19 protein-coding genes and 1 pseudogene are annotated in these 21941 nt (G+C 53.4%); 16 read left to right on the top strand and 4 right to left on the bottom strand.

Translation table 11 applies throughout. From position 1 onward, the window contains the following. Positions 1-8 precede the first annotated feature (8 nt). From scpA to rnr, 10 genes are all read left to right on the top strand, one after another. Positions 9-2141, top strand: coding sequence for a methylmalonyl-CoA mutase (gene scpA / locus HF685_RS02325; protein WP_168818125.1), 2133 nt, complete (start codon positions 9-11; stop codon positions 2139-2141). Further along, positions 2138-2260: a hypothetical protein gene (locus tag HF685_RS16515; protein ID WP_281352812.1), complete on the top strand. Its 123-nt coding sequence runs from the start codon at positions 2138-2140 to the stop codon at positions 2258-2260. Before scpA ends, HF685_RS16515 begins: the two co-directional genes overlap by 4 nt. After that, positions 2260-3270 carry a biotin synthase BioB gene (gene bioB / locus HF685_RS02320; RefSeq protein ID WP_168818124.1) on the top strand — a complete coding sequence of 337 codons (1011 nt, stop codon included), beginning with the start codon at positions 2260-2262 and terminating at the stop codon, positions 3268-3270. The genes HF685_RS16515 and bioB overlap by 1 nt, the downstream gene beginning before the upstream one ends. Then, positions 3267-4022 carry an HNH endonuclease gene (locus HF685_RS02315; RefSeq protein ID WP_168818123.1) on the top strand — a complete coding sequence of 252 codons (756 nt, stop codon included), beginning with the start codon at positions 3267-3269 and terminating at the stop codon, positions 4020-4022. Before bioB ends, HF685_RS02315 begins: the two co-directional genes overlap by 4 nt. Continuing rightward, entirely contained in the window at positions 4023-6032 is a 2010-nt protein-coding gene (locus tag HF685_RS02310; protein WP_168818122.1) for an acetyl-CoA carboxylase biotin carboxylase subunit, read from the top strand. A gap of 23 nt (positions 6033-6055) precedes the next feature. Further along, on the top strand, positions 6056-7693 hold the full coding sequence (locus tag HF685_RS02305) for an MFS transporter (protein WP_168818121.1): 1638 nt from the start codon (positions 6056-6058) through the stop codon (positions 7691-7693). A gap of 19 nt (positions 7694-7712) precedes the next feature. Further along, on the top strand, positions 7713-8768 hold the full coding sequence (alr, locus tag HF685_RS02300; RefSeq protein ID WP_168818120.1) for an alanine racemase: 1056 nt from the start codon (positions 7713-7715) through the stop codon (positions 8766-8768). 219 nt (positions 8769-8987) lie between these two features. Then, positions 8988-9611 (top strand): polyhydroxyalkanoate synthesis repressor PhaR, encoded by a 624-nt coding sequence (gene phaR, locus HF685_RS02295; protein ID WP_168818119.1) that lies wholly within the window; start codon positions 8988-8990, stop codon positions 9609-9611. Between the two features lie 25 nt (positions 9612-9636). Further along, the gene (gene proS / locus HF685_RS02290) at positions 9637-11172 is read left to right on the top strand and encodes a proline--tRNA ligase (protein WP_168818118.1); all 1536 of its coding nucleotides are present in this window, start codon (positions 9637-9639) and stop codon (positions 11170-11172) included. After that, positions 11172-13544: a ribonuclease R gene (gene rnr, locus HF685_RS02285; RefSeq protein ID WP_168818117.1), complete on the top strand. Its 2373-nt coding sequence runs from the start codon at positions 11172-11174 to the stop codon at positions 13542-13544. The genes proS and rnr overlap by 1 nt, the downstream gene beginning before the upstream one ends. A gap of 6 nt (positions 13545-13550) precedes the next feature. Here rnr and HF685_RS02280 read toward each other — a convergent pair whose 3' ends face one another. Next, positions 13551-14006 (bottom strand): universal stress protein, encoded by a 456-nt coding sequence (locus HF685_RS02280; RefSeq protein ID WP_168818116.1) that lies wholly within the window; start codon positions 14004-14006, stop codon positions 13551-13553. Positions 14007-14141: 135 nt separating this feature from the next. On the opposite strand from HF685_RS02280, the pseudogene HF685_RS02275 reads away from it, so the two are divergent. The 6 genes and pseudogenes from HF685_RS02275 (at position 14142) to HF685_RS02255 (ending at position 19398) form a co-directional block, all read left to right on the top strand. Continuing rightward, positions 14142-15472, top strand: a pseudogene (locus HF685_RS02275) (pyruvate dehydrogenase complex dihydrolipoamide acetyltransferase). Positions 15473-15586: 114 nt separating this feature from the next. After that, complete coding sequence (locus HF685_RS02270; protein ID WP_168818115.1) at positions 15587-15958, top strand: endonuclease domain-containing protein; 372 nt, start codon at positions 15587-15589, stop codon at positions 15956-15958. A 57-nt stretch (positions 15959-16015) separates the two neighbouring features. Then, complete coding sequence (gene lpdA / locus HF685_RS02265; RefSeq protein ID WP_168818114.1) at positions 16016-17413, top strand: dihydrolipoyl dehydrogenase; 1398 nt, start codon at positions 16016-16018, stop codon at positions 17411-17413. A gap of 208 nt (positions 17414-17621) precedes the next feature. Continuing rightward, positions 17622-18539 (top strand): aminotransferase class IV, encoded by a 918-nt coding sequence (locus HF685_RS02260; RefSeq protein ID WP_168818113.1) that lies wholly within the window; start codon positions 17622-17624, stop codon positions 18537-18539. Next, the gene (locus HF685_RS16510) at positions 18536-18658 is read left to right on the top strand and encodes a hypothetical protein (RefSeq protein WP_281352811.1); all 123 of its coding nucleotides are present in this window, start codon (positions 18536-18538) and stop codon (positions 18656-18658) included. Before HF685_RS02260 ends, HF685_RS16510 begins: the two co-directional genes overlap by 4 nt. Further along, entirely contained in the window at positions 18655-19398 is a 744-nt protein-coding gene (locus tag HF685_RS02255; protein ID WP_168818112.1) for a sulfotransferase, read from the top strand. Before HF685_RS16510 ends, HF685_RS02255 begins: the two co-directional genes overlap by 4 nt. Here HF685_RS02255 and HF685_RS02250 read toward each other — a convergent pair. Genes HF685_RS02250 through HF685_RS02240 form a run of 3 tightly spaced genes read right to left on the bottom strand, consistent with a single transcriptional unit; the run spans position 19380 to position 21926 of the window. Beyond that, complete coding sequence (locus HF685_RS02250) at positions 19380-20114, bottom strand: ABC transporter ATP-binding protein (RefSeq protein ID WP_168818111.1); 735 nt, start codon at positions 20112-20114, stop codon at positions 19380-19382. The genes HF685_RS02255 and HF685_RS02250 overlap by 19 nt on opposite strands. Then, positions 20029-21084 (bottom strand): FecCD family ABC transporter permease, encoded by a 1056-nt coding sequence (locus tag HF685_RS02245; protein WP_168818110.1) that lies wholly within the window; start codon positions 21082-21084, stop codon positions 20029-20031. Before HF685_RS02245 ends, HF685_RS02250 begins: the two co-directional genes overlap by 86 nt. Further along, positions 21081-21926, bottom strand: coding sequence for an ABC transporter substrate-binding protein (locus HF685_RS02240; RefSeq protein ID WP_168818109.1), 846 nt, complete (start codon positions 21924-21926; stop codon positions 21081-21083). The genes HF685_RS02245 and HF685_RS02240 overlap by 4 nt, the downstream gene beginning before the upstream one ends. Positions 21927-21941 lie beyond the last annotated feature (15 nt).

The raw sequence follows: 21941 nt of genomic DNA, 5'->3' as shown, positions 1-21941 counted from the left end.
ACGAAATTATGACAAAAAAGACCATTGATGACTGGAAAGCCTTAGCGGACAGCGAAGTCAAGGGTCGCGATCTGACTTGGGAAACACCTGAGGGTATCTCTGTCAAACCGCTATATACTGCTGAAGACGCTGGCGATCCGGGGTTGCCAGGTTTTGGTCCGTTCACCCGTGGCGTCAAGGCGTCGATGTATGCGGGACGCCCGTGGACGATCCGCCAATATGCCGGTTTTTCAACTGCCGAGGAGTCCAACGCCTTTTATCGTCGCAATCTGGCTGCGGGGCAGAAGGGACTTTCGGTTGCCTTCGATCTGGCGACCCATCGCGGTTACGACAGCGACCATCCGCGCGTAGTCGGCGATGTCGGCAAGGCGGGTGTGGCGATTGACAGCGTTGAGGATATGAAAATCCTGTTCGATCAAATCCCGCTTGATGAAATGTCGGTGTCGATGACGATGAACGGTGCTGTTATTCCGTGTCTGGCCTTCTATATCATCGCGGCGGAAGAGCAGGGGGTATCACAGGAAAAACTCTCCGGCACAATCCAGAACGATATTCTCAAAGAGTTCATGGTGCGCAATACCTATATTTACCCGCCAGCGCCCAGCATGCGCATAGTGTCGGACATTATCGCCTACACCTCCGAACATATGCCGAAATTCAACAGCATTTCGATCAGCGGCTATCATATGCATGAGGCCGGCGCGACTGCTGTTCAGGAACTGGCCTTCACCATCGCCGATGGCAAGGAATATGCAAAGTCGGCGATGGAAACTGGACTAGATATTGACGCCTTTGCAGGACGTTTGAGTTTCTTCTTCGGAATTGGTATGAACTTTTTCATGGAAGTAGCCAAGCTTCGCGCCGCACGGACGCTGTGGCACAAGGTTATGACGGATTTAGGCGCGCAATCGGAGCGTTCCAAAATGCTGCGGACGCATTGCCAGACCAGCGGCGTCTCGCTCACCGAACAAGATCCTTATAACAACGTAATCCGAACGACGATTGAGGCAATGGCCGCTACCTTGGGCGGCACCCAATCGCTCCACACCAATGCTCTGGACGAAGCCATCGCGCTTCCCACTGATTTCTCAGCCCGTATCGCACGTAATACGCAGATCGTCCTTCAGGAAGAAGCGGGGATTACCAAAGTCGTCGATCCGCTGGGTGGCAGCTATTATGTTGAAGCCCTCACTGACGCACTGGTTGAGAAGGCGTTGGAAATTATGGATCGCGTCGATAGCGAGGGCGGCATGGCCAAGGCGGTTGCCGATGGCTGGCCCAAGGCGATGATCGAAGAAGCGGCAGCGGGACGTCAGGCAGCGGTGGACAAGGGCGATGCGGTGATTGTCGGGGTGAACAAATATCGCCGTGACGAAGAAGACGCGATGGACACGCTTGATATCGACAATGCCAAGGTCCGTCAGGGTCAAATCGCCCGGCTCGACAAGATGCGCAAGGAACGTGACGAAGATGCTTGCCAGGCAGCGCTCAAGGCGCTTACGGAAGGTTCCAGGGGCGGCGGTAATGTTCTGGCTCTTGCTGTCAACGCTGCTCGCGAACGAGCCTCGCTCGGAGAGATATCCGACGCGATGGAGGCGGTGTTTGGCCGCTATGAGACGAAGCCAACGCCCGTAAAAGGCATTTACGGCACGGCCTATGCAGGTGATCCGCAATATGCGCTGGTTGTCGAGGGCGTTGATGCCGTGTCGCAGCGGCTGGGCCGCAAACCCAAAATCCTGGTCGCGAAAATGGGGCAGGACGGCCATGATCGCGGGGCCAATGTGGTCTCCAGCGCATTCACCGATATGGGCTTTGACGTCATTTCCGGGCCACTCTTCCAGACACCCCGCGAAACCGCCGATCTGGCGCTTAGTGAAGGCGTCGATGCGGTCGGTGCCTCCAGTTTAGCCGCAGGTCATAAGACGCTTATCCCCGAACTTATCAACATCCTGAAAGACAATGGCGGCGGCGATGTGAAGGTTTTTGCTGGCGGTGTCATTCCGCCGAAAGATTATGAATTTCTCCGCAAATCCGGGGTGGTCGGAATCTATGGTCCAGGCAGCAACATTGTGGAATGTGCTGCGGATATATTGAGATTATTGGGGCATAATATGCCGCCGGAAGAGGAAGCTGCGGAATGAGCATAGTTCCAATCAACATCGTCATTGCGAGGAGCGGAGCGACGCGGCAATCCAGAGCGATTGTGAGCAACGCTCTGGATTGCTTCGCTTTGCTCGCAATGACGAATGAGGATAGTTAATGACCGAAATACGCACCGACTGGACCCGCGAGGAAATCGCGACGTTGTTTGACCTACCGTTCACCGAATTGCTGTTCCAGGCCGCAACCGCGCACCGCACCTATCACAAGCCCGATGAAGTGCAGCTTTGCACGTTGCTTTCCATCAAAACCGGTGGATGCCCGGAGGATTGTGGCTATTGCAGCCAGTCCGTCCACGCCGACAGCGGCGTCGAAGCCACGAAGCTGATGGACGTGCGCGCGGTACTGCAATCGGCAGCGCAGGCGAAGGATGCAGGCTCACAACGTTTCTGCATGGGCGCCGCGTGGCGCAATCCCAAGGATCGTGACATGCCTGCGATTGTCGAGATTGTGAAGGGTGTCGCCTCAATGGGCATGGAAACCTGCATGACGCTGGGTATGCTGACGCCGAAACAGGCGGATATGCTGGCTGAAGCAGGGCTCGATTATTATAATCACAATATCGACAGCAGCCCGGAATATTACGAAAAGGCGATTTCGACGCGCAAGATGCAGGACCGGCTCGATACGCTTGGCGAAGTGCGGCGGGCGGGGATCAATGTCTGTTCGGGCGGGATTATCGGTATGGGCGAAACCCGCGAAGATCGGGTTGGCTTTGTCCACACACTTTCGACGCTGGAACAGCATCCTGAAAGCGTTCCGGTCAATGCGCTGGTGCCGGTCAAGGGCACAGTGCTGGGCGATATGCTCGCCGATACGCCGATGGCGAAGATTGACGACATCGAATTTGTCCGCACCGTCGCAGTGGCGCGGATTACCATGCCGAAATCGATGGTCCGTCTGTCCGCTGGCCGCGAGAGCATGAGTGAGGCGACGCAGGCGCTCTGCTTTATGGCCGGAGCCAATTCGATTTTTACCGGCGACAAGCTGCTGACTGCGCCCAATGCAGGGGATGATAGCGATGCGGCCCTGTTTGCGCGGTTGGGATTGAAGGCGCTGGCGGGTGAGGAGCCCTTAAGGGCGGAAAAAGCGTTGGAGGGGGTTGAGTGAAAACCATATTTGTAGAAAGCCTCTCTGATATTGAGCGGAATGTCGATACACTGATCAATGCAATACATTCCGATTCCCAAGACCGACAGAAGTTTGCCGACTGGGTAAAGGCAGGGGCAGTTTTTTATCCGTATCAGTTTGGTCGCATTATTGCTTTCGCTCCATCACGATTTATTGGCTACAAAGATAACTCACGTGAAAATCATGAAAGACTGATTGCAAATCGCACCGCTGACGGAAAGGATACGAACCCTGTAATAAGTAAGATTGTCGGCTCGAAAAATGCCCATGACACTCGCCTAGAACAAGCCTTTCAACGATACTGTTCACTAATCGGTGTGGAACCTTATAACAAAAAGCGCTCCTTCTGGACAAGTTCCAGGATTGTACACGCATTCAACAGCCAATTCTCCGCAATCGACGACATAGACGAAACTGAAGTTGGGAACGACTCTCCTGAGTACCGGCGACGAATGGCAGGTAGTTATGTCCGCGACCAAGAAGTCCGCAAGCAAGTACTAAAACGGGCTAATGGCGTTTGTGAATATGGCGGATGCGTAACGTTCAAAAAAGAAAATGGGCACACCTATCTTGAAGCGCACCATGTTATCAGCCTATCGGAGCAAGGTGTCGACAAACACAGCAATGTGATCGCACTTTGCCCAAACCATCATCGCGAGGCGCATTTTGGCGAGAAGTGGCAAATGCTCCAAGACGAATTTATTCAAATGCTTAAGAAATTGGCTTCCTAGATGTTCAAAAAAATCCTAATCGCAAACCGGGGCGAAATCGCCTGTCGTGTTATCCGCACCGCCAAGAAAATGGGCATTGCCACAGTTGCGGTTTATTCCGACGCTGATGCACGCGCGCCGTTTGTCAAAATGGCCGATGAAGCTGTGCATATCGGGCCATCGCCAGCTGCGGAATCCTATCTGATCGCGGAAAAGATCATCGCCGCCTGCAAGGAAACCGGCGCAGAAGCTGTCCATCCGGGCTATGGCTTTCTCTCCGAACGCGCGAGTTTCGTCGAGGAACTGGAAAAGAACAACATCGCCTTTATCGGGCCACCAGTGGGTGCAATTCAGGCGATGGGTGACAAGATTGAATCCAAGAAGCTCGCCAAGGAAGCGGGCGTCAATGTGGTCCCCGGCTTTGTCGGCGAGATTAAAGACACCGATCACGCAGTCGAGATATCGAACGACATTGGCTATCCGGTGATGATGAAGGCCAGCGCTGGCGGCGGCGGCAAGGGAATGCGGCTTGCCTATGACGAAAAGGACGTGCGCGAAGGCTTTGAGGCGACCAAGCGTGAAGGTCTGAACAGCTTTGGCGATGATCGCGTTTTTATCGAGAAATTCATCCTCAACCCCCGCCATATCGAAATCCAGATTTTGGGCGATAAACACGGCAATATTCTTTATCTGAACGAGCGCGAATGCTCGATCCAGCGCCGCCATCAAAAGGTTGTGGAAGAAGCGCCATCGCCTTTCGTCACGCCCAAAATGCGCAAGGCCATGGGCGAGCAAGCTGTCGCCCTTTCCGCAGCCGTGGACTATCATAGCGCGGGTACGGTCGAACTCATCGTTTCCGGTGCAGACCCGACGGGCGAAAGTTTCTATTTCCTCGAAATGAACACGCGTTTGCAGGTGGAGCATCCGGTTACCGAAGCGATTACCGGCATTGATCTGGTCGAACAGATGATCCGCGTCGCCTATGGTGAGAAGCTGGAGATAACGCAGGATGACATCGGCATTGATGGCTGGGCGATAGAAAACCGGGTCTATGCCGAGGACCCCTATCGCGGTTTCCTGCCCTCGACAGGCCGGATAGTCCGTTATGATCCGCCGGTTCCAGGATGGACAGGCGATCCTATCCGCGGCGTTGATGGTGTCCGCGTTGATGATGGCGTGATGGATGGCGGCGAAGTCAGCATCTTCTACGATCCAATGATCGCCAAGCTCGTAACGTGGGGTGAAACCCGCGATGAAGCAGCGGATAAGCAGATTGCGGCGCTTGATGCGTTCGAACTGGAAGGCGTTGGTCATAATATCAATTTTCTGTCGGCGCTCATGCAGCATCCGCGTTTCCGTTCTGGCGAGATAACCACCGGTTTTATCGCCGAAGAATATCCTGATGGTTTCCAAGGGGCTCCTGCTTCGGAAGACCTGCTGCGCAATCTGGCCGCCATCGCGGCGTTTGCCGGGGCAGCCCATGCGGATCGCGCGCGGCGGGTAGACAATCAGCTGGGCAGGCGGCTTGACCCTCCCGGGGAATGGCAAGTCAAAATCGGCGACAGCATTCAACATGTCAGCGTTTCCGAAGATGGTATCACCGTCGATGATCAGGATGTTGATCTCTCCACGGAATATACGCCGGGAGACAGTTTGATCGAGGCTAATATCGGCGATGAATTGCTGATCGTCAAAATCCGCAAAACGACAACTGGATTTGCGATGAACACGCGCGGCGCAAAATTCGATGTGCGCGTATTGCCCGCCAGTATCGCGCGGCATGCCACTCACATGATCGAAAAAATACCCCCCGATCTTTCCAAATATCTGCTGTGTCCCATGCCTGGTTTGCTTGTTGCACTCCATGTAGGTGAGGGCGACAAGGTCGAGGAAGGTCAGCCTCTTGCGGTTGTCGAGGCGATGAAGATGGAAAACATCCTGCGTGCCGAGAAAAACGGAGTGGTCAAATCGGTGGAAGCCGCGCAAGGGGATAGCCTTGCCGTCGATGCGGTGATACTCGAACTGGAATGAGTAAAGCCTTGGGGAGGGCGTAAATGGCCAGTGAAGCAGCAATAGCAGGACAGCGTGAACCGACGGACAAGGAAATCCGGCTGGTCATCGGTGCGTCCTCTGCCGGAACCATCTTCGAATGGTATGATTTCTTCATCTATGGCACGTTGTTCTACATCATCGGCCCCACATTTTTCCCGAGCGGAAATGAAACGCTCGAAATCCTGATGGTTTGGGCTACATTTGCGATTGGCTTCGGATTTCGTCCGGTTGGCGCGATATTATTCGGCTTTTTGGGTGACAAATTGGGGCGAAAATATACGTTCCTTGTCACCGTCACCTTAATGGGCATTGCAACCGCTGGTGTCGGATTGATTCCAAGCGCAGAAACCATAGGTCTTGCGGCTCCGCTAATCGTGATATTTTTGCGCATATTGCAGGGTCTTGCTCTGGGCGGCGAATATGGCGGCGCGGCCATCTACGTCGCTGAACATGCCCCCACCGAGAAACGCGGCTATTACACCAGCTATATTCAGGCCAGCGTGGCGGGTGGATTTGTGTTGTCCATCGGCGTGGTTCTGGCTTGCCGTTTCCTGATCCCCGAACAGGAATTTAACGACTGGGGCTGGCGGGTGCCATTCCTGCTGTCGATCATCTTGCTCGGCATTTCACTCTGGATGCGGCTGAAATTGAACGAAAGTCCCGTCTTTCAGGCAATGAAAGCAGCTGGCGAAACAGCCAAAAATCCTTTCACCGAAAGCTTTACCTATCCGGGTAACAAGAAACGCATTTTTGTCGCGCTGTTCGGGATCACCGGCATATTGACCACCATCTGGTACACCGCGTTTTTCTCGGGCATGTCCTTGCTGCGCGGACCGATGAACGTCGATAATCTGACGGTCGATTTGATCCTTTTCTTCTCCGGGCTGATCGCCATGTCTTTCTATCTCATTGTCGGAAAATGGTCTGACAAAGTCGGGCGCAAGAAGCCGATCATAGTTGGCGCATTGCTTGCTTTGCTGCTGCTCTTCCCATCCTTCTGGGGTCTGGGTCAACTGGCCAATCCGGGACTATCAACGGCCGCTGAAGCAACGCCGGTTCGGGTGGAGGGCCAAGCCTGTAGCACGGACCCGTTTGCAGAGCTTTTCAGCCGTGAACAAAGTGATTGCGGCAAAGTGCTGGAAACGCTGATCGCTGCCGGAGTGGCTTACGAGCTTTCACAAGGCGATACCCTCAAACTGACGGCTGGCGGTGAAGAGATTGTTATCAACCAGCAATGGCTGACCGACGGGAAAGCACGGAGCAACGGCATTCGCGATGGCTTGAGCCAATATGGCTTCGATTTCAACAAGCAAGAGCTGGGGGTAGCCAGTATATTGGGTATTGTTGCGATTTTGCTGGTGCTCGGCGTATTGAGCGCACTGACTTACGGCTCAGTGGCGGCACTGCTTGCCGAGATGTTCCCGCCAAAAATCCGCTATAGCTCAATGTCCATTCCTTATCATATCGGGGCTGGTTATCTGGGCGGCTTCCTGCCGTTGATCGCGGGTTATATTGTTGCGCGTTCTGGAGATATTTACGCCGGCCTGTGGTACACTTGGGTTGTGGTCGCCTTCGGTGTCATCATTGCTTGGTGGGGTATTCCCAGTGATCCCGAAGCAGCACTCGACGAAGACCGTTGAAGCCACTAATCTATCATAGATGAGTATCGCTGCACCTGACATTCCGGCAACCGCCAGGTTGCAGCTAAGCGGTGATGCGCTCGTCGCCAATTGGCGCGCATTAAACAGATTCAGCGGAGCGGCATCTGCCGGCGCTGCAGTAAAAGCCGATGCTTATGGGTTGGGCGCACTACCCGTCGTTCAAAAATTGCTGGATGCCGGTTGCCAGGATTTCTTTGTGGCCAACTGGCAGGAGGCTCGCGAGATAGAGGCTATTGCGGCGGGAAAAGCATCGATCTCCGTTCTCAACGGCGTTCGTGAAGAAGATATGGCCTTTGCGGTGAAATCCTCCGCCAAGCCGGTATTAAACAGCATCGAACAGATACTGCGCTGGTCCACAACTTCACTACCATGTGACGTCATGATCAATAGCGGCATGAACCGCCTTGGCATTAATCCGGGTGATCTTGGGCATGGCTGCATAGCTAATCTTGATATCGATCTCGCTATGAGTCATTTGGCCTCCGCGGACGAAGACTGTAAGCAAAATACGGACCAGCTTGCGAAATATCTTTCGGCCCTAATCGACCTCCAATACAAAAGATCTAGCTTCGCCAACAGCGCTGGTATCATGCTGGGAACCGACTATCATTTTGATGTGACCCGCCCCGGCTTGTCGCTTTATGGGGGCAAACCAAGGCCGGAATTGGCGGATCAAATCCAACAAGTCGCAACGCCGCAAGCGCAAATATTGCAAGTTCGACATGTGAGGCCGGGCGATAAAATCGGGTATAACGCGAAATATATAGCGGACCGCGATCTTCGTATCGCGATTTTGGCTATGGGTTATGCAGATGGCTACTTGCGCGGTTTTTCAAACAAGGGATGCTTTCTGGCAGACGGGGGAAAGCTTCGCGTCATCGGGCGCGTTTCAATGGATCTTACCGCCATTGATCTTACCCAAGCACCGAAATTGGAAGAGGGCGATTGGGTTGACTGCGACTATGATCTGCCTGAAGCTTCGCGCATATCCGGATTGTCGCAATATGAACTGATTACCGGGCTTGGCCAGCGCCTGCCACGGATATGGCAATAGCTTGCGCATTTTTCCGCAACCGCAATATTGCGGCCGCAAAGGCTAAAACGACCGCAAAACTTGCATAACTGGCCGAAAATGCTGCAACAATGCTGCGCAATGACGGCTTTGGTTGCGGCATTGCACAATTTTGTCTACTGTCTTGCCATTATTTAAATCATCGCAGCGCTAATTTGTTGTTCAAGGCATTCAGCAAATATCGTTTCGTCAGGAGTTACAATGGCAAAAACTAACAAAAAGGATCCAAACGGTCCGATCACGATAAAAAAATACGCCAATCGTCGTCTCTATAACACCCAGACTTCAAATTATATTACGCTGGATTTTCTGGCGGATATGACACGCAATGACATTGATTTTGTCGTTGTGGATGCGAAGACGGGCGAAGATATAACGCATAATGTTCTTACCCAGATTATTGTGGACGAAGAGAGCAGTGGACAGAATATGCTACCGGTGAAATTCCTGAGGCAATTGATTTCGATGTATGGCAACTCGATGCAGTCGTTGATGCCGTCTTATCTTGAAGCTTCGATGGACAATTTCCGCAAGAACCAGAAGCAGTTTCAGGAAGCTGTAGAAGGAGCCTTGAGCAAAAATCCGCTCGGCAAAATGGCGATTGAAAATCAAAAGCAATTTCAGGAAGCAGTCGAAAATGCACTGAAATCGAGCCCGATAGCCGGTGTTGTAGGAAAGGCTCTGAATCCTCTTGGCTTAGGAAAAAATAGCACCGTGGAAGATGAACCGGTAGAAGAAGAACTGTCAGAAAAAGATCGCGAGATCATGGATTTGAAACAGCAGCTCGCTGACATTCAATCAAAAATCGATAAGCTCGACAACTAAAGCAAATATTGCAGGAATTACATAAGTGAAAAAAAACGCCCTTTCGGTCACCCGCGAAGATGATTTCGCTGGCTGGTATCAGCAAGTTATTTCGGAAGCGGATCTTGCCGAAGAATCTGGCGTGCGTGGTTGCATGGTTATGCGCCCCTGGGGTTATGGCATTTGGGAACGTGTGCAATATTTGATGGATCAGCGGATCAAAGCATCGGGTCACGAGAATTGCTATTTTCCATTGTTTATCCCGCTAAGCTATTTCGCAAAAGAGGCCGAGCATGTTGACGGTTTTGCCAAGGAAATGGCGGTCGTCACCCATCATCGGTTAATGAAGGACGGCGATGGCGGTTTGATTGTTGATCCTGATGCAAAGCTTGAAGAACCGCTAGTAGTTCGTCCGACTTCAGAGACTGTGATTGGCACTGCTTTTGCCCGCTGGGTGCAAAGCTGGCGCGACTTGCCGGTGATGATCAATCAATGGGCCAACGTCGTTCGCTGGGAAATGCGCACACGGATGTTCCTGCGCACAAGCGAATTTCTCTGGCAAGAGGGTCACACAGTGCATGCCACCAAAGAGGAAGCAATGGTAGAAACGCTCGATATCCTTGAGCTATATCGGAGCTTTTCGGAAAATGTGCTTGCGATGCCAGTCGTCGCAGGAGAAAAGCCGGAAAATGAACGCTTTCCCGGCGCAGATGCGACCTATTCCATCGAAGCGATGATGCAGGATGGCAAGGCGTTGCAAGCCGGCACAAGCCACTTTTTGGGACAAACATTCTCGAAGGCCCAGAATATCCGCTTTCAGGATAAAGAAGGCGAGTTCCAGTTTGCTTATACCACCAGTTGGGGAACATCGACGCGGCTTATCGGCGGCGTCATCATGACGCATGGAGATGATGATGGCCTTCGTGTGCCGCCATTGATTGCGCCGCATCAAGTTGTGATCATTCCATTACTGCGTGACAAGCCGGAAGACGAAGAAGTTCTGCAATATTGCAAAGCGCTGACCAGGGAAATTGCACAGGGTAGGGCGCTCGATGAGAATATCCGCGTCAAGCTGGATATCACTGGCGCCAAACCTCAAACCAAACGCTGGTCGTGGGTTAAAAAAGGCGCGCCGCTGATTCTCGAAATTGGGCCCCGTGATGTGGCGGAGGGCAAAGTCGCGATGCTGCGCCGCGACGCATTGTATAAAGAGAATGGCAAGCTTGATAATCACTTCCTGACCAAAGAGGAATTTGTGCCGACTATTCCGGATTTGCTGAAAGATATTCAAGATCGACTGCATGGCGAAGCCAAAACGCGTCTGGATGCGAATATTACACGCGGCATAACCGACTTTGCCGGACTCGAAAAATTCTACAAGGAAAACAAGAAATATCCCGGGTGGCTTGAGGTCCAATGGTGCCGCGCCACCGGCGACGCACTGGAACAAATTGACCAAAGATTGAAAAAGCTCAAATTGACCATTCGCAATGTGCCGCAAAACGCAGCGCCGGTTGATGGCCCATGCATTTTTACCGGCGAGCCTGCAGTCGAACGGATACTCATCGGCAAATCATATTAATGGCCGGATATCCGAAAAACCCCGGTAGCAAAAAAATTGGCACCAAAAAATCAGGCAAACCTGTTCAGAAGAAGCGCGTCAAAAATCCGAATATTCCGGGCGCGATTCCGAGCCGCAAAAAAATATTGGACTTTATCGCGCAGTCGGAAAAACCTGCCGGAAAGCGGGAAATTGCAAAAGCTTTCGGATTGCGTGGATCAGACAAGATTGCGCTGAAAGCCTTGCTCAAGGATATGGCTGACGAAGGATTGATTGACGCCAGCCCGGGCCGCGCGTTTCACAAAATGGGTGGCGTGCCGAAAGTCACCGTTCTCAAGATCGTTGAAATTGATGGCAATGAAGCGATCGCTGTCCCTGATAAATGGGAAGCCGATGACACGCCTGCGCCAAAACTGCGCATTAAAGAAAAAGGCCGCAGGGCTGCTCTGGCCATCGGTGACAGGATATTGGCGCGTACTGAAGAGCGCGGGCAGGGGCATATCGCCTATCTGATGAAGAAGCTTGCGGAAGCGAGCGAGATGCTGATGGGCATCGTCGAGAAAGACGAACGGGACCGGTTTTGGCTCAAACCTGTCGACCGGAAAATCCGTCGCAGCACGCCGATTTCTGATTTGGGGGAAGCCAAAAGCGGCGACCTTGTGCGCGCCGAACCACATGGCCGCGGTTCACAGATACAGGCGCGGGTGAAAGAGGTCCTTGGAGACCCGTTCGCGCCCAAGTCTTTCAGTTTGATCGCGATTGGCAAGTTTGAAATTCCGGATGTCTTTCCGGACAATGTTCTCGCCGAGGCCGAGCAGGCGACCAAGCTGGAATTGGGTACCGAGAAACGCGAAGATCTTCGCCATTTGCCAATTGTTGCGATTGATCCAGCGGATGCGCGCGATCATGATGACGCAATCTGGGCTACACCAGATGATGATCCCGATAATAAAGGCGGCTACAAAGCGTTGATCGCCATTGCCGACGTATCCTATTATGTTCGCACCGGCAGTGCACTGGACAGGGAAGCTTATAAACGCGGCAACAGCGTTTATTTCCCTGATCGGGTCGTGCCTATGCTGCCAGAAGCTCTTTCCACTGATGTTTGTTCATTAAAACAGGATGTTGATCGCGCGGCACTGGTTTGCCACTTGCAGATTGATGCCAAAGGAAAGATGCGTTCTTCCCGCTTCACCCGCGCCATTGTCAAATTGGCTGGCAATATCGCCTATGAAGATGCGCAGGCCGCGATTGATGGCCGGATCAAGCATCCCTTGACATCCACCGCTCTTAAACCGGTTTGGGATTGCTGGAAGCTGCTGGCAAAAGCGCGAGATGATCGCGAACCGCTGCATCTTGATTTACCTGAAAAGCGCGTTGTTCTTGATGAACAGGGCAGGATTGCAGAAATCGCGGTGCGCGAGCGTCTTGATGCCCATCGTGTTGTCGAAGATTTCATGATCGCCGCCAATGTCGCTGCCGCAAAAATGCTTGAGTCAAAAAAGTCACCACTGATTTATCGCGTTCATGAAGTGCCTTCTCGTGAGAAGCTTATCGCGCTGAAGGATTATCTCAAGAGCTTTGATGTCAGCTTTGCGATGGGGCAGGTCATCAAGCCATCGGTTTTCAACCGCTTGATCGAACAGGTTGGCGAAGCAGAAATCCTGCCGCTGGTGATGGAACAGATATTGCGCAGCCAGACACAGGCTTATTATGGCCACACCAATATGGGGCATTTTGGACTGTCGCTGGGCAGCTATGCCCATTTTACCAGCCCTATCCGCCGCTATGCCGATCTAATCGTGCACCGCGCGCTGGTTTCCGCCTGCAAGCTGGAACAGCCCAAGCCTGCGAACGAAAATATCCCGGCGAGTAGCGGGTTAAGCGAGGATGAGGCGGGGCGGCTTGAGCTGATCTCTGAAAAAATTAGCCAGCTTGAACGCCGGGCGATGAAGGCCGAACGTGAAACTGTGGATCGTTATATCTCCGCGCATTTATCAGAGCGGGTCGGGCAGATATTAAAATGCCGCATCACCGGCGTCCAGAATTTCGGCTTTTTCGCGACTGTTGAAGAACTGGGCGGCGATGGCCTCGTTCCGGTGCGGACATTGGGTTCGGATTATTATGAATATGATGAAGCGAGCCAGGAATTAAAGGGTCAGAAGACCGGAGAAACATACAATATCGGGCAAAAACTGGAACTGCGTCTGATCGAGGCTAACCCCGCGACCGGCAGTTTGCTGTTCGAACTTCCTGAAGGGGGCAACCACAGCCGCGAACGTCCATCACAACGTCGACCCGGCCAGCGAAAGCCACCAAAAAGCGGCCAACAACACAAAAAAGGCAAGCGCGGTCGCCCCGCCAATATCAAACATAATAGCCGCAAAAAATAAGCTGAGCTAACTCAGCCGGTCAATCTCTTCCTTACTGAGCGATCCGGGGACAACCATCACCGGGCAAGGCAAGGAACCGGCTTCGGTCGCGGCAAAATGGGCTACCAGCGGTCCAGGCGCGCCATCAGCTGACGCGCCCAGAACCAGAGCCGCGAGCCCGTCGACTTCTTCCATCATCTGACGGACGACCTTCGGGCCTTTTCCTTCTTTGACCGTTATCGACGGGCGAATGCCGGTTTCGTCAAAAAGTGTTCCGGCAGCGCTGGAAACCAGGGCCTCGGCGCGGTTCTTGGCTTCTTCTTCCAAAGTCGCCTGCACACCGCCCCAGGCGACAAAGCCCTCACTCTCAACCAGCGCCAATATGTGCAGCGCGCCGTTTGTTTTCATTGCCCTGCGAGAAGCAAAACGCAGCGCAATGCTGGCCTCGTCGGTTTCGTCTATCACCACCAGATATGTACGCATGCCCAGTCCTTATCTTGTCAATATTGGTGCTTGCGACAAAAAAAGCCGCAAAGCAAGGGAGCGCCCTTGACGACTATGCTCCAATGTTGGACAGATTAAAGCTATAGCGACTTTATCAAGGAAAGATTTCCGGCCATGCCAATCAACCTTCAAATGCCTGCGCTTTCACCCACAATGGAAGAAGGGTCGCTCGCCAAGTGGCTCGTCAAAGAGGGCGACAGCATCTCTTCGGGTGATTTGCTGGCCGAGATAGAGACAGATAAAGCGACGATGGAGTTTGAGGCGATCGACGAAGGCGTGATTGCCAAAATAGTTGTTCCTGAAGGAACCGACAATGTGAAAGTTGGCGATGTCATCGCGATTATTACAGAAGAGGGGGAGGATATCGGTGACGTGGAAGCAGCCCCTGCACCTGCTCCCCGCCAGCAGCCAAGGAAGCGGTACAGCCCGAAGCCAAAGTGGAACCGACAAAGGAAGAACGGCAACCTGAACCTGTTTCCGAATCTCCCGAGACGCCCGTACAAGTTCGGCATGCCGAGAACGGGGCGACCCGTATCAAGGCCAGCCCATTGGCTCGCCGTCTCGCCGAACAGAAAGGCGTTGACCTTTCTGCCTTGGAAGGTTCCGGCCCTAATGGACGGATCATCAAGGCGGATATTGACGGCGCTGAAGGTGGAACCCTTCGACAAACTCAGGATGAGCGGGTCGGTGGAGAAGCCGTTCGTGCTGAGCCTGTCGAAGCACAGCCCACCCCGGCACCAGCTAGCGAATTCGATATCCCGCACGACAGCGCCAAACTTTCAAATATGCGTAAAACCATCGCGCGGCGGCTGACAGAGGCGAAGCAGACGATCCCGCACATCTATCTCACTGTAGATATCCAGCTCGACAAGCTGCTCAAATTGCGCGGCGAACTCAATGCGACGCTCGAACCGCGCGGCGTGAAACTGTCGGTCAATGATCTGCTGGTAAAGGCGCTCGCAGTCTCGCTGATGCAGGTACCAAAATGCAATGTCGCGCTGGACGGCGATATGCTGAAAAGCTTCCATCGTGCTGATATTTCCGTTGCAGTGAGCATCGACGGCGGGCTGATAACGCCAATTGTTACGAGCGCCGACACCAAATCGCTCTCCGCGATCTCAACCGAGGTCAAGGAACTGGCGGGCCGTGCCAAAGAAGGCAAGCTGCAACCCCACGAATATCAGGGCGGCACTGCGAGCATCTCCAATATGGGTATGTTCGGTATCAAGAATTTCGACGCAGTGATCAATCCGCCGCAAGCGATGATCATGGCGATTGGTGCTGGCGAGAAGCGGCCGTATGTGATCGACGATAGCTTGCAAATCGCCACGATCATGAGCGCTACGGGGTCTTTCGATCACCGGGCGATCGATGGCGCGGATGGGGCGGAATTGATGAAGGTGTTTAAGGAGCTTTGTGAGAACCCATTGGGGATGTTGGCTTGAGAATATGCAGGGTATTTTGGGTTCATTTTTCCTCTCCCCCTGAGGGAGAGGATAGATTTTGTTGCAAACTTGTTTGCTACTAAATCCTGGTGAGGGGTTGAGGTTAAGAGCGGTATGACTGGCTATTCTTCTCGCACGCTCCACCACGCCAGAAGCTTGCGCCGTGAAATGACGTCGCAAGAAAGGATGCTTTGGAACCGTTTGCGCAATCGACAGCTTGGCGGGTTTAAATTTCGCAATCAACAACCGATAGGACCCTTTGTTGGCGATTTTGTGTGTCAGGACGAGAAGTTGATTATCGAAGCAGATGGTTCGCAGCATGCTGGTAGCGCATATGATCAGAAGCGCGATGCACGGTTGAAGAGTCGAGGATATTCAATATTACGGTTTTGGAATAACGAGATTGACAAGAATTTGCAGGGTGTTTTGGAGGCTATATTGGAAGCTCTTTCCAGAGCCCCCTCACCAACGTCGCCTAAGCAATAAATTGCTAAGGCTTTGGTATCCTCTCCCTCAAGGGGAGAGGAAAAAGGAGTAAGACAATTGGCCAATAACTACGACCTCATCGTTCTCGGTTCCGGCCCCGGTGGCTATGTCGCCGCGATCCGCGCTTCGCAACTCGGCCTGAAAACCGCCATTGTCGAACGCGAAAATCTCGGTGGAATTTGCCTTAACTGGGGCTGTATTCCGACCAAGGCGATGCTGCGCTCGGCGGAAGTTTTTCATAATATGAAGCATGCTGCCGATTATGGTCTGGTTGCAGAGAAGATCAGCGCTGATCTGGATGCCATTGTCAAACGCTCACGCGGGGTGGCGAAGCAGCTGAATCAGGGCGTCACCGGCCTGATGAAGAAGAACAAGATTGATGTTCACATGGGCGATGGCAAGATTACCGCCAAAGGCAAAATCACGGTTAAATCCGACAACGGTGAGGAAGAGCTTACCGGAAAAAATATCATCATCGCCACCGGCGCCCGCGCCCGCGATCTGCCCTTTGCCAAGGCCGACGGCAAACGCATCTGGACCTATCGCCACGCCATGACGCCGCCCGAAATGCCGACCAAATTGCTGGTCATCGGCTCCGGCGCAATCGGCATCGAATTTGCAAGCTTCTATAACGACATGGGCGTTGATGTGACCGTTGTGGAAATGCTTAACCGGATCGTGCCGGTAGAAGACGAAGAAGTCTCCGCTTTCCTTGAGAAGTCTCTGAAAAAGCAGGGGATGAATATCATGACCGGCGCTGGCGTTAAGTCTGTCGACGTCGGCGACAAGAGTGTGAAAGCCGAGATTGAGGACAAGAAGGGCAAGAAGGAAACCACCGAGTTCAGCCATGTGATTGTCGCAGTCGGCATCATGCCCAATATTGAAACCATCGGGCTTGATGAGCTGGGCGTGGAACCCGACGAGCGGTTCCATATCAAGACCGACTCCATGTGTCGCACCAACATCGATGGGATTTACGCGATTGGCGATTGCACCGCCGGCCCTTGGCTGGCGCACAAGGCGAGCCATGAGGGCGTGATCGCAGTGGAGGCCATCGCTGGCGGCCATCCGCACGCAATGGATCCACTCAATATTCCCGGCTGCACTTATTGCCACCCGCAAATCGCCAGCGTTGGTTTGACCGAGGCCAAGGCGAAAGAGGCGGGTCATGACGTCAAGGTCGGGAAATTCCCGTTTATCGGCAACGGCAAGGCGATTGCGCTGGGCGAGACCGAGGGCTTTATCAAGACCGTATTCGACGCGAAAACCGGAGAATTGCTGGGCGCACATATGATTGGCGCGGAAGTCACCGAACTGATTCAGGGCTATACGGTCGGCAAAACGCTGGAAACCACCGAGGCGGAACTGATGAACACCGTCTTCCCGCATCCCACGCTAAGCGAAATGATGCATGAAAGCGTGCTGGATGCCTACGACCGTGTTTTGCATATGTGATTGGAATATCGTCTCGCTTGGGGGAGAAGGTTTTTGCAAATCTGTATCCCGCAACATAATTTCCAACATTAGCAATAATCCATCCAACATAGCGGATATATGATCGACCTGGCCTTACCCTTCTTCCACTTCCGCAATCACCCCTTTCATACTCATGTCATTTTTCGCTAAGACACTGTTTGCAGCGCTGATCACAAGGATTTAGAAAATGGCCAAAGGCACGCACGATTTCACCGCTGACCCCCGCAATGAAACAATATTGATCAACGTCAATGGTACGATGACACCGCGCGCGGAGGCGACCGTATCCGTCTTTGACAGTGGTTTCATGCTGGGAGACGGGATCTGGGAAGGGCTGCGGGTCCACAACGACAAGATCGCGTTTCTGGAAGCACATCTCGACCGGCTGTTTGAAGGCGCGAAAGCCATTGCGATGGATATCGGAATTTCGCGGGAAGCACTGGTCGAACGACTCTATGAGACAATCACCGGCAATGGCATGGTTGACCAAGAGGGCGTGCATATCAGGCTGATGGTGACGCGGGGCATCCGCTCCACACCTTATCAGGATCCGCGCGTGGTTATTTCCCCTGCAACTATCGTGATAATCGCGGAATATAAGGAAGCGCTGCCCAGCACCGTCGAGAACGGTATCCGGCTGTTCACAGTCCACGTCCGGCGCGGTGATCCGGCGGTGCAGGATCAGAAACTCAATTCCCACAGCAAGCTCAACTGCATCACTGCCTGTATTCAGGCAACACAGGCTGGCGCTGATGAGGCATTGATGCTCGATCCGCATGGTTTTGTGGCGACTTGCAATTCCACGCATTTCTTCATTGTCCGCAAGGGCGAGGTCTGGACGTCGAGCGGAGATTATTGCCTGGGCGGAATTACGCGGGCGAATGTGATCCGCATTTGCCGCGAGAATGATATTCCGGTGTTTGAAAAGAACTTCTCGCTGACCGATGTCTATGGCGCTGACGAGGCTTTTGTAACCGGCACTTTTGCTGGAGTTGTGCCTGCCACTGAAGTTGATGGCCGGACGCTGACCGAGGGCAGGGGACCGATGGTGGAACGCCTGCAAAAGCTCTACAAGGAGCTGATCGACCGCGACGTGACGGCATGACGTCAGAGCCGAAAATTGGCCGTCATTGCGAGGAGCGCAGCGACGCGGCAATCCAGTGGATTATGAGTACCGCTCTGGATTGCTTCGCTGCGCTTGCAATGACGGGAGCCGATGAATGAGCACACCCCTCCGCATCGCCATGTGGTCCGGACCGCGCAACATCTCGACTGCTATGATGCGTAGCTTTGGCGCGCGTTCTGATTGCGCCGTAACCGATGAACCTTTCTATGGCGCATTTCTGAAAAAGACGGGTTTCCAGCAACCTATGGCGGATGAGGTTATTGCCTCGATGGACTGTGACTGGCGATCGGTAGCTGAAACCTTGCGCGGGCGGGTGCCCGGCGACAAAGCGATTTGGTACCAGAAACACATGCCGCACCATATGGTCGATGATATTTCCATCGCTGACTTTCCCGATCACCGCCACGCCTTCCTGATCCGTGATCCTGCGCGGGTTGTGGCAAGCTATGCCGCCAAGCGGGTAGAGGTGACGGCCGATGACTTGGGCTATGAACGGCAGGTCGAATATGCGGACCAAGCGGCGCAAATGACTGGCAAAGCCCCAATTGTGCTGGATAGCGCTGATATTTTGAGCGATCCGGCAAGCCATCTGAAGGCCCTTTGCGTGGCGCTGGCAATTCCCTGGGATGGCGCAATGCTCCAATGGCAACCCGGTGGCCGTAAAACTGACGGAGTGTGGGCGGCGCACTGGTATAACCGGGTGGTCGAAACCAGTGGTTTTGGCGGGCCGGAAGGAGCGGCAAAGCCGCTAACGCCTGCGCAACAGAGAATAGCCGATAGCTGCAGGCAATATTACGAGAAAATGACCCGATACAGACTTCAACCTATCACAAAGTAATCGCTATCAATATCATGTTTTTTAATGGAAATATCGTATAATTTACTCAGGTTTTGTGCACTCAGCTTTGTCGATGCATTTCCGCTGGCCAGGACAGCACCGTCCTTGAGCATCAGCACATTGTCAGCCAGTTTGGCAGCAAGATTAATATCATGAAGCACGATGATTACCGCCGTTCCTGTCGCCGCAATATCGCGGAACCGGGAAACCATATCCAGTTGATAGGCAGGATCAAGGCTTGCCAGAGGCTCGTCAGCCAAAATCCAGTCAGGCTTTCCCGCCAGCACCCTCGCAAGCATGACCCGCGCGAGTTCTCCACCCGACAGTTGCCCTGTTGTGCGCGCCGCGAAACGCCCGGTATCAGTGACTTGCATCGCGTCTTCAATCGCAGTCAGATCGCTGTCATCGTGAGCATAACGCCCCATTGCGATGACATCACGAACAAGGATATCCCAAGCTATCTGATAGTTTTGCGGAAGATAGGCGAGCGACCTGGCCCGTTGCTTGACGGAAAATTGCTTCAAATTCAGGCCAGCAAGTTCAATTTGGCCCGAATAAGACACGAGCCCGGCAATAGTCTTCAGCAGTGTGGATTTACCGGCCCCGTTCGGTCCCAGCACAACATGGATTTTACCTTTGGAAAATGCACAGCTTACATCGCGGAGAATCGGCTTTCCCGAGAGTTCGACCCCGATGCTCTTTAGGTTCAGCCCCATGATAGCCGCCCCGCAGTTTGACCAAAATACCAAAGAAGAACGGCGTGCCAATCATCGCCATGGCGATACCCAGGCGTACTTCCCCGGCACCGGGCGTCAACCGAACCAAAGTATCGGCCAGTAATAGCAATATAGCGCCAGCGAGGGCAGATGGCAGCATGATGTCACTGGGCTTCTGGCCAACAAAGGGACGGACGAGGTGGGGCACGATCAAACCGACAAAGCCAACCACGCCGGTAACCGCCACAGATGCGCCCACCGCGAGGCCAAGACCCAAAATGATTATCCACAGCAGCTGCTGCATGTTGACCCCCATCGTCCGCGCTGTCTCCTCTCCCAGACTGAGAATATTGAGCGCCTTTCCGGTCGATGCCAATAGCAACATGCCGAACGTCATGAATGGCAGGGCGATGAGCAAATCATCAAAACCCCGGTCGGTCAGCGCGCCCATCAGCCAGTTGACAATCTCGGACGTCGCGAAAGGATTGGGCGAAATACTGATCAGGAATGCAGTGAGCGAGCCGGTGAGACTGGAGAGTATCATACCGGCAAGGATAAAGGCGACCGGGCTAGCGGATCGACCTGAGAGCAAGCCCAACAATGTCATCGCGCTTGCAGCGCCGATCATCGCCGCGCCAAAAACGACCCAACCTGATTGGGATAGCCCAAGGAAGATCGCCAGTACGGCGCCAAAAGCTGCGCTAGAGGATATACCGACAATCGCTGGGTCGGCCAAAGGATTGCGTAAAAATCCCTGGAGCACGGCACCGGAAAGCCCGAGAACCAGCCCGATTACAATGGCCAGCAAACTGCGCGGCAATCGCAACTCGCTGATGATCCACATGTCTCTTGCATCGATTGCGCTGGAGAAAGGGTTTATCCAGACTTTGCCGCTCAGCAACGAAACAACGAGCAGCAAAGCGATTATCAATACCAACCCGATGTTTATCGAAAGGTGACGCCTGCTCATGTGCCATTCTGCCTTTGATAATCATTGCGTGCGTTTTTCAGCACGTTCATCGCAGATATTATCGTTGTGCCGCCGCAGTGCAGCAAATTTTCCGGAATATCAGCGGTTACCACCTGATCGCCAAATTTCTTCAGAAACTTCGTGCGCAAATGCACATTCCGGCTTTCACCCGATTTTGCGCTGCTGGGGCTCAATATCAAGTCTGGCGGGTTTTTGGCCACAGGCTCAAGCGGCAAAATGTCCCACATGGCGAGACGATAGTCAGCGCTTGCATTTGCAAAACCGGCCAAGCCAATCATATCATCAATTAACGTGCCTTCTCCGGGAACCAATCCGCCGGCTTGCCAAATTAGCAGTTTTGGCCTGGCTTGTTTCGCACCTGTGCTAGCCGCATCGACAGCGGCGCGGATTTTTGACTGCAAAATGTCACCTCGCGGTTTCTCGTTCACCGCCAAAGCAATCTGCTCAATCTGGTCAAGGCTTTGCGCTACACTATCGGGTACGCCTATCAGATGAACTTTTATGCCAGATGCCTGCAGAGCATCGAGGGTCGCCTTCGGAGTATGTGATCCCAGGAGAACGATATCCGGATCAAGGGCGATGATTTCTTCTGCCGTGCCGCCATTGGCCGGAAACCGGCTTGCCAAAGCAATATCCATCGAAGAGGAACCAGCGCTATGCGAATAATGGCTGAGCGAAGCTATCCTCTCGGGCTCCACTAGCTCGACTAATATCGCATCGACACAAGGGTTTGCCGAGACAATTGTTTTCACCTCTCGTTTGTCGTCTATGATGGCATCTTGCTCAGCCGAATAGGCTGAACAGGAGGCCAAGAGCATCATTGCTAATATGGAAGC

The sequence above is a fragment of the Parasphingorhabdus halotolerans genome (assembly GCF_012516475.1).
GTDB lineage: Bacteria > Pseudomonadota > Alphaproteobacteria > Sphingomonadales > Sphingomonadaceae > Parasphingorhabdus > Parasphingorhabdus halotolerans.
This window is presented reverse-complemented; position numbering and strand designations above follow the sequence as displayed.

Coding starts and splice junctions, on each gene's coding strand:
- scpA (WP_168818125.1), top strand. CDS start 9: ATGACAAAAAAGACCATTGATGACTGGAAAGCCTTAGCGGACAGCGAA.
- HF685_RS16515 (WP_281352812.1), top strand. CDS start 2,138: ATGAGCATAGTTCCAATCAACATCGTCATTGCGAGGAGCGGAGCGACG.
- bioB (WP_168818124.1), top strand. CDS start 2,260: ATGACCGAAATACGCACCGACTGGACCCGCGAGGAAATCGCGACGTTG.
- HF685_RS02310 (WP_168818122.1), top strand. CDS start 4,023: ATGTTCAAAAAAATCCTAATCGCAAACCGGGGCGAAATCGCCTGTCGT.
- HF685_RS02305 (WP_168818121.1), top strand. CDS start 6,056: ATGGCCAGTGAAGCAGCAATAGCAGGACAGCGTGAACCGACGGACAAG.
- alr (WP_168818120.1), top strand. CDS start 7,713: ATGAGTATCGCTGCACCTGACATTCCGGCAACCGCCAGGTTGCAGCTA.
- phaR (WP_168818119.1), top strand. CDS start 8,988: ATGGCAAAAACTAACAAAAAGGATCCAAACGGTCCGATCACGATAAAA.
- rnr (WP_168818117.1), top strand. CDS start 11,172: ATGGCCGGATATCCGAAAAACCCCGGTAGCAAAAAAATTGGCACCAAA.
- HF685_RS02280 (WP_168818116.1), bottom strand. CDS start 14,006: ATGCGTACATATCTGGTGGTGATAGACGAAACCGACGAGGCCAGCATT.
- HF685_RS02270 (WP_168818115.1), top strand. CDS start 15,587: ATGACTGGCTATTCTTCTCGCACGCTCCACCACGCCAGAAGCTTGCGC.
- HF685_RS02260 (WP_168818113.1), top strand. CDS start 17,622: ATGGCCAAAGGCACGCACGATTTCACCGCTGACCCCCGCAATGAAACA.
- HF685_RS16510 (WP_281352811.1), top strand. CDS start 18,536: ATGACGTCAGAGCCGAAAATTGGCCGTCATTGCGAGGAGCGCAGCGAC.
- HF685_RS02255 (WP_168818112.1), top strand. CDS start 18,655: ATGAGCACACCCCTCCGCATCGCCATGTGGTCCGGACCGCGCAACATC.
- HF685_RS02250 (WP_168818111.1), bottom strand. CDS start 20,114: ATGGGGCTGAACCTAAAGAGCATCGGGGTCGAACTCTCGGGAAAGCCG.
- HF685_RS02245 (WP_168818110.1), bottom strand. CDS start 21,084: ATGAGCAGGCGTCACCTTTCGATAAACATCGGGTTGGTATTGATAATC.
- HF685_RS02240 (WP_168818109.1), bottom strand. CDS start 21,926: ATGATGCTCTTGGCCTCCTGTTCAGCCTATTCGGCTGAGCAAGATGCC.